Genomic DNA, 12,984 nt, shown 5'->3' on the forward strand with positions numbered 1-12,984 from the left:
ACAGTAGAACTTGTTCGGTGGAATGGTTTGCTGCCTTCGCTTCCCCTTCCAGCCTGAATACCGGCATTCGCCACAATCCTCAAAACACGATCAATATCAATTTTTTTGGAGACCCCTATGCTCAAAGAGTTTAAAGAATTTGCCATGCGTGGAAATGTGCTCGACATGGCTATTGGTATCATCATCGGAGGCGCCTTCGGCAAAATCGTGACTTCGTTTGTGGGCGATATTTTAATGCCACCGATTAGCAAGATTTTAGGAAATATTGATTTTTCAAATAAATTCATCAACCTCTCAGATAAACCAGCCGCCACCCTGGCTGAAGCCAAGGCGGCGGGACTGGTCACAATTAACTATGGTCTGTTTTTCAACACCATTCTTGATTTCTTGATCGTTGCGTTTGCCATTTTTTTGCTCATCAAACAGGTCAATCGGTTTAAGAAAGCAGAAGAACCAGCACCTCCAGCAACGAAAGATTGTACATACTGCTGCTCACCAATTCCGGTCAATGCCGTTCGGTGTCCACAATGCACGTCCCAGTTAAATGCCGCGTGAGTCAAATCATCCAAAACCTGGGCACAGCGTTCACTGTGCCCAATCGTTTTTCCAACGGCAGAATCGGCTTTCAGCCGGACCATAAAATGTGCAGTTGATTCAACACTCAAACATTGCCAAACCTGCCTCATGTGCTGTTATTATCTATGTTTCCATCTGCACCTGAGCGTCGGTTGCTTGTCCTCATTTATATTTTAACAAAGTACTATTTTCATGAATCAACGGAAGCCTTTTCCCACCATCAGTCCTGAAGATTGGGCAGCAACCCCCCCGGCGGTTCGAGAGTTGCTCGACCATTTCGTCCAGATTGCAACTGAAATCGAACTGGTCCGAACCCGGGCCGCTTCTCACGATGATCCAGACCTGACCCATCACGAAGTCCATGCCACGATGGGAAACCCGATTGCCAAACTGGTTGTCCTGGCACCAAACCGGGCCATGGTCTACAGTTTTCCAATCTTCAAAAAAGAAGTCTTTATTGGCCGCATTGACCGCCGAAGCGCTTCGGAACCCGATATTGATTTGTCGGAATTTGACATCAAAACCCGAGTCTCCCGCCGCCATGCCCGAATTTTTTGTGAAGATAACAGCTTCTATATTGAAGATTTGGGCAGCGTCAATGGAACCGTCATCAACGATTCACGCAAACTACGCCCCAATACCCCCTACAAGCTCAACGACCAGGATGAAATCCGGGTCGGCAGCAGCATCTCGCTGATGCTTCGAACCGAGCCAACCACGGTTGAGTAGGCGGGTTCCGCGCTTCCAGGTTCGGGAAAAGGACAAAAAGGATGAAAGGGACGAAAAGGACATAAATTCGAAAACCCCGAACCCCGAACCCCGAACCCCGAACCCCGAACCCCGAACCCCGAACCCTATTTTCTCAGTCCAACCCAAATTTCTGAATTCGATAGAGCAATGTATCCCGCGTCATATGCAAATAGCGGGCGGTGTGCGTCCGGTTTCCGTTGTGTTTGGCCAGTGCCTGACGCAGGATTTCTTTTTCCATGACTTCAAGGTCCAATCCCGAATCCGGCAAAGAAAACGGCAACTCACCTGATCCGGCAGTGACCTGGAGGATTTCCTCAGGGAGATCCTGAGGCTGGATGATTTCACTGGCGGCCAGGATCCCCAACCGTTCAATTGTGTTTTTGAGTTCCCGGACATTCCCTGGCCACGCGTATTGCTGAAAAATCCGAAAGACTTCTGGTGAAAATCGAAGCGTGGTTCGACCATAGCGAGTTCCAGCTTCGATCAGAAATCGGTTGGCCAGGAGCGGAATGTCTTCTTTTCGTTCGCGTAACGGAGGGAGCTTGACGGGTATCACATTGAGCCGGAAGAACAGGTCTTCGCGAAATTTTCCTTCGGCCACCATTTTGGAAAGGTCACGATTGGTGGCGGCAATCACTCTGACATCAACCCGGCGCGGCTGGGTCTCGCCAAGTTTGGTAAATTCCCCTTCCTGCAAGATTCGAAGCAACTTTGGCTGGAGCAGCAGTGGCACCTCGCCAACTTCGTCCAGAAAAACCGTCCCGCTATTGGCTTCTTCAAACAGTCCCCGCTGATCGGTCATCGCTCCGGTAAACGAGCCTCTCTTGTGCCCAAAAAGCGTTGATTCCATCAAGTTTTCCGGGATGGTCCCGCAATCAATCGTGACAAATGAAGCCTTTTTCCGGGCACTGTGTTGATGAATCGCTTTGGCAACGAGCTCCTTGCCAGTCCCGCTTTCGCCCAGGATGAGCACCGCCACTTCAGTTCGGGAAACACGTTCCAGGATATGAAATAAGTCCTGCATCCGCTTTGAGGTACCAATGATGGCGCCAAACTGAAGCCGCTCTTCAACCAGAGCGCGCAACTTTCGGTTTTCATCTTCGAGTTCAGTCACTTTACTGACCCGGTCCAGCGTGAGCCGCAGTTGATCCATCTCCACGGGTTTGGTCAGGAAATCAGAAGCACCGGCTTTCATGGCATTGACCGCCGTGGCGACGTCCCCAAACGCAGTAATCAGGATGACTGGCGTATCGGGCGAAATGGCTTTGATTTTTTGCATCAGTTCGAGGCCGTTTAATTCGGGCATCGAAAAATCAGCCAGCACTAGGTCGGGGTGCTCTGAAAGAAAAAGTTCCAGTCCACGGGCTCCATGTTCGGCAGTGGAAACCTGATACCCAAATTCCTTGAGCCGAAAAGCCATCACCTGGCGAAACGAAGCTTCATCATCAACAAAAAGAATGTGTTTCATAGGATTGGGGGTTCGGGGTTCAGGGTTCAGGGTTCAGGGTTCAGGGTTCAGGGTTCAGGCAAAACAGAAAAGGACATAAAGGACAAAAAGGACGAAAAGGACATAAATTCGAAAACCCGGAACCCTGACAAGGTGACAAGATGACAGGGTGACAGGGTGACAAGGTGATTTTTTTCATCCCTCATCCCTTCCGAAAACCCTGAACCCCGAACCCTGAACCCTGAACCCTATTGTATCGGCAGACTCACGACAAATTCACTGCCAAGGCCAGTGACGTCTACCAACTTCAGGTCTCCGCCATGCTGTTTGACAAGCTGATAGGCAATCGCGAGCCCGAGCCCGGTGCCGTCAGGCTTGGTCGTCACAAAGGGTTCAAAGATAGAGTCACGGGCCTGGGGTGGAACACCAGAGCCATAATCACGAATCGAAATTTCAATCATATCTGGCACGGTGCGGGTTTTTACCTCGACGGTTCCGCCTTGAGGTTGGGCCTGAATGGCATTGAGCACCAGATTGAGGAACACCTGTTTCATTTGCTCATCGTCAACCAGCAGGTGAGGCAGCGTTTCAACCAGATCGGTGACAAACACCACATTTCGTTTCTGAGCCTGGGGCGAAGCAAACATCAAAACCGTTGAAATCAGAGTATTGATTGAAATCGGTTTTTTCTCAGGTGGTCGAGGTCGGGAAAATCTCAGAAAATCTGAAACGAGGGTGTTGAGTCGTTCAAGTTCGGTTTCAACAACCGTTACAAACTCGCGGCGTGGATTATCAGCCGGTACGGCTTCGGCCACAATCTCAAAGGCGCCTTTGATCGCGGCCAGTGGATTGCGAATTTCGTGCGCAACGGAAGCCGCCATTTCCCCAAGTGAATTGAGCCGGGCCGTATGGAGCAAGAGATTCACGGTTTCACGCAATTCCCGATAGGCACGACTGAGGTCGAGCGAAGCCTGTTCAAGTTTGGCTACCTGGCGCCGTTCGGCATTGCTCAAGAGTCCAGTCGCGATGCCGACCACTTGAAACATCACCGCTTCGACCACTTGATTGACGACAATTTTTTCTGATTCGTGGCGATGCCCTGAAAGATGAGACAAATACAAACCAGCGGCAAAGACCGAACACAACACACTCCCTTTGAGTCCAAACCGATAGGCGGCAAAGATAATCGGGAGATAATACAGCCGTTGTGAAATCTCGTGGAGCAGCACACTGGCGGCCTGCATACTTGCAAAGTGAAAAAGCGTGATCAGGACCACGCTTAACGGAATGAACACGATTTCAACACGGGTGCGGGTCAGTTCAATTGGCATGGGGCGCAAGCGACTCGTCTGAAGTTCGGGTTGGGGAAGTTGAAATACTGGTGGCTTTACTGTCGGGTGTCAAAGATGAACCAGGGGGCGGCAATTTTTCAATCAATTGATTCATCCGGTCAGCCTGATGCTGAATTTGTCGAATGAGTTCAACCGTTTCACGCGTGACAGGAAAGCCTTCTTTGGCTGGCAGCATCCGGGTATAGCCGTAAATGAGCAGCAAAGGCGAAGCAACTTCTTGATGAAATGTGTCGAGTGTCGCCTGTAAACTCTGCATCTGCTGCCGCCGCCGGTTACTCAACCACAGGACAAATCCAGTGGTGGTCGTCGTGATCACGACCAGGCAGCGCAACAAACACTGAGGCATGGTGCCCAGCACCGCATTTTCAGCGCAGTGCGGGCAACAATATCCGCCAAAAATGCCCATATTCATCACGGCATCCAGCGCCCAGATTCCGCCGCCCAACGCAATCCCAATCCAGACTTCTTTGTAGTTTTTCAACATAAGCCACCCCAGGAAGAATGAAGAATGGAAAAAGTGGCTAGTGATTAGTGGTTAGGGACCCAGAAGAAAATAAAATCCCACTGAAATCGGGTTCAGGGTTCAGGGTTCAGGGTTTCGGCGATGAGTTGACTGATCCGACTCAAGATGAAGACTGGGGAACTGGCGGGTACCACTCAACGTGGAGTATCTGGCCCTAGAAATCAATGCTTTCCAAGAACCAAGAACCAAGAACCAAGAACCAAGAACCAGGATCTAACCACTAACCACTAACCACTAACCACTTTCTTCATTCTCAAAAAAGTCCCCACCGTTTAAACCGAAACCGAACAAACACGTTGGTGGAAATTGGATTATTGCCATAGACGGGGTTCAATGCCGAGGGAATGGCGTGAAAACTGATCGAGCCGCCGACGCCGATTTGTAAATCCCCCGGAACTGGCAGGTTTTGAACGCCGCCAATGGTAAAGCGATTGATTCGAAAGATCTCAGGATTGCCTTCGTCGTGATGAACCGGGGTCCGAGCGGGGCGGTGCTCATCATTTTCACCAACAAACAATTCATCTTTTTCGACATTTTCATAGCGCCAGAAAATGCTCTGCTGTTCTTTGCGAACATAGGTCGCTTCATACAAGAACGCATTGGTGCCATATCCGTCAAATCGAGGATTGCGTTTTTCGTTGCGTCCCCAGACAAAAGCGGAGGCCAGATAGGAACCGTTTGAAAACGGGTGGTTATACAACACCGATGCCGTGTAGCGATGGATATTGGTTCCAGCTTCGAGTGCTTCGGGTTCGCGCAGATGGCCATAAGAAAATTGCATGGACAGATTTTTGTGCGGATTGACCGAAAACCGGGTTGACCAGGAATCAAACTTCGGCTGGTCAATGTTCCAGCGGTTTTCATCGGGTTCAGCGCCGGTAAAAATCGAACTTTCCAGTTTCCATTTTTCCGTTCCCAGGCCAAGGGTGAAAACACCTGCCGCAATATGAGTTGAATCCTGCCAGTGGTGGCTGAGCGGCGCTTCGGGGTTATCCATCGCCGAAAGCCGGTGTGGAAAGGCTGATGGGCCAAGGGCGGGTTCACCGACTGGCGCGGCATACAGCGAAAGCACCAGGTTTTTAGTAATCGGAGCGCTATAGGCCAGTGCCAGTTCCATAATTAAATCATGGGGATGCTGGCGATCAACCAGTGGATTTCCGCGATTGCTTTCCCCAGTCTGGAACAACAGTGGATACCCGGCTCGGCCAACCGTGATCGGATCAAACGAGAACATTCCCCGAATCATCAACACGCCGTTTCCATTGTCGGTCAGCCCCTTCACTTCGCGCTGGGCCGACGCCATAAACCAGTTGGCACTGTAGAATTTTGAATCTCCGCGTGGACCGGTGTGGTTGCTGTAGGTCGTAAACGCATAGGGGTGATACATCAACATCCAGTCGCCAACGTCCTTCATTTTGGCATACATCGCGGTATTTTCCGGGAGCCACGATGTTCCAGAGCCCTGACGAAACATGGTGCCCACGGCAAAGGAGGACGGCATGCTGTCCATCGGCGCCAGTTTGACTTCGGCTGAATCAATCCCGGCATAGGCACCACGACCGGCGTGCCATCCGTCATAACATTCGCCGCAGACACCATCTTCATCTTTGGTCTTTTTGGTTGGAGTGCCGGTTCCATTCTTCTTTGTGTTGAGGGCTTCGACCAGTTTTTCACCACAACCACATTCGCCTTCATAGGCACAGGAATCACACCCACCTTTGATGCAACACACATAGCGACCTTCGGCCACCAGCGTCCGTTTGGCCTGATTTAACATCGAACGGGCTTCGGTCAGGTGCTGATGCGAAGGTGCTGGTGCTGCGGCTGGTTGAACAGATTCAGTTGCTGGTTGCGGGGCTTCCGGTTCAACTGGTTTGGGTTCTGGTTTGACCTCAATCGCCGCGACGGGTTGAACCAGAGTTGGGAGCAACTGGACCTTTTCGGCAGTAACACCCTTTAAACTCCCCTTGCCCGATTGCCAGCCTTCCATGCATTCGCCACAGGCGCCTTTGCCTTGCAGGACATTGACGGCACACAGGCACGTTCCAGAAATTTTGGCGCACATATCACAGGCCGGTTTGATACAGCATGCATATTTGCCACCAGTGATCAATTCAGCCTTGGCTGTGTCCATTTTGGTCCGCGTCTCTTTGAGGAGTTTTGTCGCCGCCGATTTTTTGCGGAATTTCTTTTTGGTTGGATGAGCCTGAGTCGGGGTATCAACCACTGTCAGCCCAGCCAGCAATCCAAGAAAAACAATGAGCGTGAAAACAATTCGGTCAAATCGCATAGGAAAATACCTTTAGGTGACAGGGTTCGGGGTTCAGGGTTCAGGGTTCAGGGTTCAGGGTTCAGGGTTCAGGGTTCAGGGTTCAGGGTTCAGGGTTCAGGGTTCAGGGTTCAGGGTTCAGGGTTCAGGGTTCAGGGTTCAGGGTTCAGGGTCTTCGAATTTTTCAGGGTTCAGGGTTCAGGGTTCAGGGTTCAGGGTCTTCGAATTTATGTCCTTTTCGTCCTTTATGTCCTTTATGTCCTTTTCCGTTGTTCTCAACCCCTGAACCCTGAACCCTGAACCCGATTACTCGGCTTTCACTTCAAACACAAACTCGGCTCGTGAAACTTTGCCGTTGCGTTGGAATTCAAAAAATCCCCGATAAAGCCCTGGTTTAGGTGGGCGAACCAGAAACGTAATTGAACCATTTTTGCCGTTGGTCGCATCGCGTTCATCCGGGTGCGAATGGACAAAAGTCTGGCTGTCTTGATTGATCATAATCAGGTGGCCCATTGCGCCCAGATATGGTTCGACATCGGTTACCTTCTCACCGGTCGGCTTATTGAGCAAAAAGGTGAGCAACGAAGTTTTTCGAGCCGGGACAATATTGGCGTCCTGACGCGACACTTTCACACCATCAACCGTCATTTCGGTTTGTTTGGTTTGTTCGAGGGTAATTGGCTTCACTTCAGGTTTTCCCTTGCCTTCAACTTTGACATTGGCCAGCAACACCTGACTGCCAGCCCCTTTCGGCGCCACATCGGCAAAAAGTTGATACTCACCAGGAGTTGGGAAAACAAAGTCCTTATAGATAAATGAGCCGTCAGGCTGGATAACTGGATGCTCGTGGATATAAAACCCAAGATCTTTGCGGACCACAATCATGTGCAGGTATTTTTCGTGGGCAATATCAAACTGCTTAATTTGAACCGTTTCCCGCTTGCCAGTCAGTTTCCCGGTGGCATCAGCCGTTTCCAGGTTTCCAAACACCTTGAGTTTGAGCGTGGTTGATTCACCGGCTTTGACTTTTCCAGGCTCGGTTTTGAGTTCGACGCGATACGGTTTTGGACGGGCAACGCGCTTCACCGCAGGATCAAAATCGGCGACAAAGAGTGGAAACTCAGCCACAAACGGTTCACCCCCCGGAGGTGTAATCCGAAGCAAAAGCGTGTAGTCGCCTCCGTGGGCAAAAGTCGGGTGGAGGCCATAATCACCCGGAACGCCTTCAGGGTGGGCAACTTCCTCAACTTTGGGCATTGACGGCATTGACGGCATCGAAACAATTGATTCGATATTGGCTCGTACAATGGCGGCGGGTCCCAAAACCGGGTCTTCTTTGGTGTGATCAACCACACGAAATTCGATTTGTTGCTCTTCTTCAGCCACCAGCCCACCTTCAGGAAGGCGGAGTGAAATCGTGTAATTTCCAAATTTTTTTGATGGCCCTGGCACCATCGTCAAATCCTGGGCAAAAGCGGTTTGGGCCATTATCAGGCTTAACACCAACCCAATCAGGACTACCCATCGGTTTTTCATAACAGTCATCTCCATTGATTCTTTTCAAAGATTGCTGCCTCTGGTTGGGCAAGTGACGTGCCAGTGGATGAATCTGATGTAACTCTATGAAAATGCAGTAGTAAGGAAAATCATACAAGAAACTTCCAGGTCAAACCTTGTGGCATATGCAGCACCGGGTGTGGCATATGCCACAGTACGATGTTTGACTTTTTGTCTGCGGGCAAAGTGAACAAATTTTTCGATTTCAACGTAGCACCCCGCACCTTCCAGTCAAAACCATCCCCAAAAAATAACAATCAGGAACGTGCAAAAGTATGCAGAAATCTTTGCGTTTGCTTTGTTTATGCACTCTTATGGTGCTGGCGACGTTTACCTTTCCGACACTTTCAATACCTTCAATTCAGGCTGGGAGCCCGCTTCCAGCCACGCGTCAGAATCCATTTGAACACGAATTTTCCTTTGATTTTAGCGATGGGCGACAGGGCTGGACGGCTGGTTTTGCCGACAGCACCACGGATGTGATCAATCGCGAGAAGGTCGTTTTTAAACTCAAGAAGCTTCCGAAAAACCTGGGTGAACGGCGAAAAGTGCTCTTCATCGGCGGGACCAACCAGACCGACGACCTGTTTATGTTCATCAAACGGCAGTTGACCGGGCTCAGACCAGACACGATATATTCAATCCAGTTTGACGTCCAGATTGCCTCCAATGCCCCAACCGGCTGTGTCGGGGCTGGTGGTGCTCCGGGAGATGGCGTTTATTTCAAGGTTGGGGCTTCGCCGATTGAACCGGTTGCCGATCCACAAACAACGTTGCTCAACATTGATAAAGGCAACCAGTCTCAAGGCGGCAAAGACGTCATTACGATTGGAACGATTGCGACCACCGGGCCAAACTGTGATTTGAGCACCTACGACTTCAAAACGCTGGGCACTGATGGCGCCAAATTCCAGGCCAAAACCGATGCCAGCGGCAACATCTGGGTTTTACTTGGTACGGATTCAGCGTTTGAAAGTCGAACCGAGCTGTTCTATTCCAAAATCAAAATCCTGCTCAATGAAGCCACTGATGGCCAGTAGTGAAAAAGTGTCAACGCGTTGACAACCATTTAAACAACTGATTATTCAAGCTTTACGTGGGGAAACTCAATCGAGCATCTTTGGGCAAAACCTGATGTAAACTGACTATTCCTCAAACAGAAAACTTGATCAATCCCAGAGCACAGCGTGTACAATCAAACAGTCACGCGGTGCTCTGTGTGTTTTTAAGGAGAGGTTGAAAAACGATATGCAGGTCCTTCCCATCCGGGTTAAGTTCAAACAAGGCATTTCTTCTCAATAAAACTCTTCAGAAAGAAAAAAAGGCTCTGGTTTCGGAAACTGCTCATTCCCGCAACCAGAACCTGACATGGCAGCCTCTCTGAATCAAAATTCACGATAAGAGGACAAACCACGAATTAACCAGAAGGAAAATTACAGAACAATAAAATTATTGGAAGGGCCTGGAATGGCACTGTCTCACCAACCTGGTGGCTATCGGAAAATTGCATACCCGGCTGCCGTTCCAAAACCGGTGGTAATCGCCCGCAGAAACGCATAGCCGATGCTGCGTGATTCCGACCCGCGGATATAGACCACATCGTTGGCCAGCAAAACCGGGTCGGCCACTTTTCGGGTTTCAATGTCCCGGAGTTTAAACACCAGCTCCTGGCGTTCGGTTGAACCCGGTATCCCTCGAAATACACTGATGTTTGATTTCTGGGCCGTAGGGGTGAGTCCCCCGGCCAGGGCAATTGCCTGGGAGAGTGTCACACGCTCACGTGGCGTAAACGAACCAGGTTTGGTCACATTCCCGGTGACATAAATCGTGTCGGCTTCGGGCACACTGATCAAATCTCCATTCACCAACGGCTGGTTGTACTCAGGACGACCTGTCAGTAAATCGGCAAGCTGGATTGTCACAAGTTCGACAGCATCCGAAGTGAGCGCTGTGTCAGATGTGGCACTCACTGGCCGCCGTAAAAGCTGGATTGATTTTCCAGCGGTTTCAGTCAACCCGCCTGCCATTCCCAGGACATCCAGTATTCGTTCAGGTCGTCTCAGCGGATATTTTCCCGCTGTTTTGACCGCACCGACCACCGTGACCGACTGGGATAAAAACTCACTCACGGTGACGCTTAACTCAGGTTGTTTCAAATATTTGGTCAGTTTCTCGCGGATGACTTCGGTCAGCTCGGCTTCAGTTTTCCCACCGGCCTGAATTACCCCGACAAATGGAAGATTGAGATTTCCCAGTTCGCTCACTCGAAAGCGCCCCGACATTTCAGGCTGTTTAAAAATCCGGACATCAACGGTATCACCCGGTCCAATAATGTAATCAGTCTGATCGGACTCTCCTTTATCTACCAAGGCGGCGCCAGTTTGGGCCCAGATTGCATTTCCTGAGTTCCATCCCAACCCCAAAACACACATCAATACCATCACGAATGTCATCACGAATTTTGCTGAGTTCATAAATATCCAACCTCCCACAGTCCAAATTTTGGTCACCTCTTGCTGACAGACCCTGTTCACTAACCTGTTATACAAGCCTGGTGCCATACCGTGCAGGATTGCCTGATTCCAATTTCAAAAGAATTGAACTCAGTCAGGTAACCTTTTGGGTTCCAATTTGATAGCCTCGACAAACCCGGCCTGAACCGGCTTCAAAATTTTTGTATAAAGTCCAAGAATTCAGTGGCGATCTTTGACCCAGCACCAATTTTCAGTCAGAAATCACCAATCATTCTGACACTGGCGGAAAAGCGTCAGCCCATCCATTGAGGGTGGATAAAACACGGCTGTGACTGACTCGAATTTGACGCTTGAAACAAAGTCTTTGAAATCAAAGAAAGGAAAACTGGGGCTGCAGTTCGATCAGTTGTTAATCCGCACGTGAGTCATCCGACGAGTAACACTTTACTGATGACTGATGTGGTGGATAACTGGTCGTTTCAGATGTTTCATCATTTTCTTCCAGGTTTAGGCTTCAAAGACATCACCGAAGTAAGGTAATATCTCGCACCCTTCAATTCTTCTGTATTCATAAAGCTTATGCCAGCACGGATTTTGTACGTCGAAGACGATAAACTGACCCGCGAGATCGGAGTCAACATCCTCAGTAAATCCTTTGAGGTCGAGGGCGTTGCCTCGTCTGAAGCTGCAATTGTCCTGGCTTCTCAGAAAAAATTTGATATCGCAGTGTTAGATGTGAATCTTCCTGGGATGTCGGGAATTCAGCTCATTCCTCATCTCCTGCGGCTGAGTCCTGGAATTTCAATTTTCGTGACTACGGGTGAAAGCACCGTTGAAATGGCGGTTGAAGCAATGAAATGCGGTGCTGAAGATTTCCTCTCCAAACCCTTTGACCTCAATCACCTTCTCAATTTGATCAATGTTGCTGCCGCCCGGCTTGAAGCCACTCCGGCCAGCGGAACCGGTGATCAGTCCAAAGGAAGCGAACTAATTGCCACCTCCCCGGCCATGCAAAAAGTTCTGGCCCATGTCGCAGCGATTGCCCCCTATAACACCACGGTGCTGGTCACAGGCGAAACCGGATCGGGTAAAGAGTTGCTGGTTCGCCGGGTTCATCTGCAAAGCCTACGGGCTGACAAACCTTTTATCGCTCTCAACTGTGCGGCGATTCCGGAACATCTGCTCGAAGATGAATTATTTGGCCACGTCAAAGGCGCTTTTACGGGGGCGGTGACAGCTCGCGACGGGCGATTTGAACAAGCCGAAGGTGGCACCTTATTTCTTGATGAAATTGGAGATATGAGCCTTCCGCTCCAATCCAAGTTATTACGGGTGTTACAGGAACGCGAATTTGAAAAACTTGGTTCTTCGCGGACCGTGAAGGTTGATGTCCGCATTGTGGCTGCCACCAGTGCTGATCTGGAAAAACGAATTGAGGAAGGCAAATTTCGGCCAGATTTATATTATCGGCTCAACGTCATCAATATTCACCTTCCTCCGTTGCGCGAACGACCAGAAGATATTCCCGTCCTGGCCGAGTATTTTCTCAAGCGATTTTGTCTCAACGTCGGCCTGCCTGAAAAATCTATTGAGCCAGGCACCCTGGAAATTTTGAAGTCCTATAAATGGGCGGGAAACGTGCGGCAACTCCAGAATTCAATGGAACGCGCCGCGGCTTTGAGCGGCGCCACCACAACCATTCTGCCCAAGGATCTGCCAGAAGATATCCTGCGAGCGGTGACTGCCAGTGAAGGCACAGCCAAAACCCCTTTGTTTCAACCCATTGACACCATTCCCGATCAGGGCCTCAATTTTGATCAGATTGTGACCGAACTGGAGCGCGACCTGCTGTGCAAATCGTTGGAAAAAACTGGCGGAAACAAAATGCAAGCCGCCAGGCTCTTGAATATGAAACGCACCACGTTTGTCGAAAAATTGAAACGATTGGGCATTTCCAATGACGATGACGAGGCTTCAACCAAAGAATAATGGCTCAATCCCCAAACAGGTTCTGGTTCTCAAATCCACCTGGAAAA

The 12,984-nt window shown here is 50.0% G+C and carries 10 protein-coding genes; 4 read left to right on the plus strand and 6 right to left on the minus strand.

All coding sequences use genetic code 11. The annotated features are described in order from the left end of the window. The first annotated feature begins 117 nt into the window (after positions 1-117). Together mscL and HY774_07315 are read left to right on the plus strand one after the other, a co-directional pair. Positions 118-555 carry a large conductance mechanosensitive channel protein MscL gene (mscL, locus tag HY774_07310; GenBank protein MBI4748281.1) on the plus strand — a complete coding sequence of 146 codons (438 nt, stop codon included), beginning with the start codon at positions 118-120 and terminating at the stop codon, positions 553-555. A gap of 213 nt (positions 556-768) precedes the next feature. Beyond that, a complete protein-coding gene (locus HY774_07315; protein MBI4748282.1) occupies positions 769-1,305 on the plus strand; it encodes an FHA domain-containing protein in 537 nt (178 codons plus the stop codon). Between the two features lie 133 nt (positions 1,306-1,438). Here HY774_07315 and HY774_07320 read toward each other — a convergent pair whose 3' ends face one another. The 5 genes from HY774_07320 to HY774_07340 all read right to left on the minus strand — a co-directional run bounded on the left by HY774_07320 (position 1,439) and on the right by HY774_07340 (position 8,453). Continuing rightward, positions 1,439-2,794: a sigma-54-dependent Fis family transcriptional regulator gene (locus HY774_07320; protein MBI4748283.1), complete on the minus strand. Its 1,356-nt coding sequence runs from the start codon at positions 2,792-2,794 to the stop codon at positions 1,439-1,441. 227 nt (positions 2,795-3,021) lie between these two features. Beyond that, a complete protein-coding gene (locus tag HY774_07325; protein ID MBI4748284.1) occupies positions 3,022-4,104 on the minus strand; it encodes a hypothetical protein in 1,083 nt (360 codons plus the stop codon). Further along, on the minus strand, positions 4,094-4,609 hold the full coding sequence (locus tag HY774_07330) for a hypothetical protein (GenBank protein ID MBI4748285.1): 516 nt from the start codon (positions 4,607-4,609) through the stop codon (positions 4,094-4,096). The genes HY774_07325 and HY774_07330 overlap by 11 nt, the downstream gene beginning before the upstream one ends. A 292-nt stretch (positions 4,610-4,901) precedes the next feature. Continuing rightward, entirely contained in the window at positions 4,902-6,938 is a 2,037-nt protein-coding gene (locus HY774_07335; protein MBI4748286.1) for a hypothetical protein, read from the minus strand. Positions 6,939-7,223: 285 nt separating this feature from the next. Next, entirely contained in the window at positions 7,224-8,453 is a 1,230-nt protein-coding gene (locus tag HY774_07340) for a hypothetical protein (protein ID MBI4748287.1), read from the minus strand. A gap of 296 nt (positions 8,454-8,749) precedes the next feature. Here HY774_07340 and HY774_07345 point away from each other — a divergent pair, with 296 nt between their 5' ends. Continuing rightward, a complete protein-coding gene (locus HY774_07345; GenBank protein ID MBI4748288.1) occupies positions 8,750-9,514 on the plus strand; it encodes a hypothetical protein in 765 nt (254 codons plus the stop codon). 453 nt (positions 9,515-9,967) lie between these two features. Here the strand turns inward: HY774_07345 and HY774_07350 are convergent, their stop codons facing one another. Then, on the minus strand, positions 9,968-10,948 hold the full coding sequence (locus HY774_07350) for an SLBB domain-containing protein (GenBank protein MBI4748289.1): 981 nt from the start codon (positions 10,946-10,948) through the stop codon (positions 9,968-9,970). A gap of 579 nt (positions 10,949-11,527) precedes the next feature. On the opposite strand from HY774_07350, the gene HY774_07355 reads away from it, so the two are divergent. After that, on the plus strand, positions 11,528-12,937 hold the full coding sequence (locus HY774_07355) for a sigma-54-dependent Fis family transcriptional regulator (protein ID MBI4748290.1): 1,410 nt from the start codon (positions 11,528-11,530) through the stop codon (positions 12,935-12,937). The last annotated feature ends 47 nt before the right edge of the window (positions 12,938-12,984 follow it).

The sequence above is a fragment of the Acidobacteriota bacterium genome (genome assembly GCA_016208495.1).
Taxonomy (GTDB): Bacteria; Acidobacteriota; Blastocatellia; order Chloracidobacteriales; family Chloracidobacteriaceae; genus JACQXX01.

What these genes read in the sequence shown, in the direction of transcription:
- mscL (MBI4748281.1), top strand. Translation starts at nt 118, where the DNA reads ATGCTCAAAGAGTTTAAAGAATTTGCCATGCGTGGAAATGTGCTCGAC.
- HY774_07315 (MBI4748282.1), top strand. Translation starts at nt 769, where the DNA reads ATGAATCAACGGAAGCCTTTTCCCACCATCAGTCCTGAAGATTGGGCA.
- HY774_07320 (MBI4748283.1), bottom strand. Translation starts at nt 2,794, where the DNA reads ATGAAACACATTCTTTTTGTTGATGATGAAGCTTCGTTTCGCCAGGTG.
- HY774_07325 (MBI4748284.1), bottom strand. Translation starts at nt 4,104, where the DNA reads ATGCCAATTGAACTGACCCGCACCCGTGTTGAAATCGTGTTCATTCCG.
- HY774_07330 (MBI4748285.1), bottom strand. Translation starts at nt 4,609, where the DNA reads ATGTTGAAAAACTACAAAGAAGTCTGGATTGGGATTGCGTTGGGCGGC.
- HY774_07335 (MBI4748286.1), bottom strand. Translation starts at nt 6,938, where the DNA reads ATGCGATTTGACCGAATTGTTTTCACGCTCATTGTTTTTCTTGGATTG.
- HY774_07340 (MBI4748287.1), bottom strand. Translation starts at nt 8,453, where the DNA reads ATGAAAAACCGATGGGTAGTCCTGATTGGGTTGGTGTTAAGCCTGATA.
- HY774_07345 (MBI4748288.1), top strand. Translation starts at nt 8,750, where the DNA reads ATGCAGAAATCTTTGCGTTTGCTTTGTTTATGCACTCTTATGGTGCTG.
- HY774_07350 (MBI4748289.1), bottom strand. Translation starts at nt 10,948, where the DNA reads ATGAACTCAGCAAAATTCGTGATGACATTCGTGATGGTATTGATGTGT.
- HY774_07355 (MBI4748290.1), top strand. Translation starts at nt 11,528, where the DNA reads ATGCCAGCACGGATTTTGTACGTCGAAGACGATAAACTGACCCGCGAG.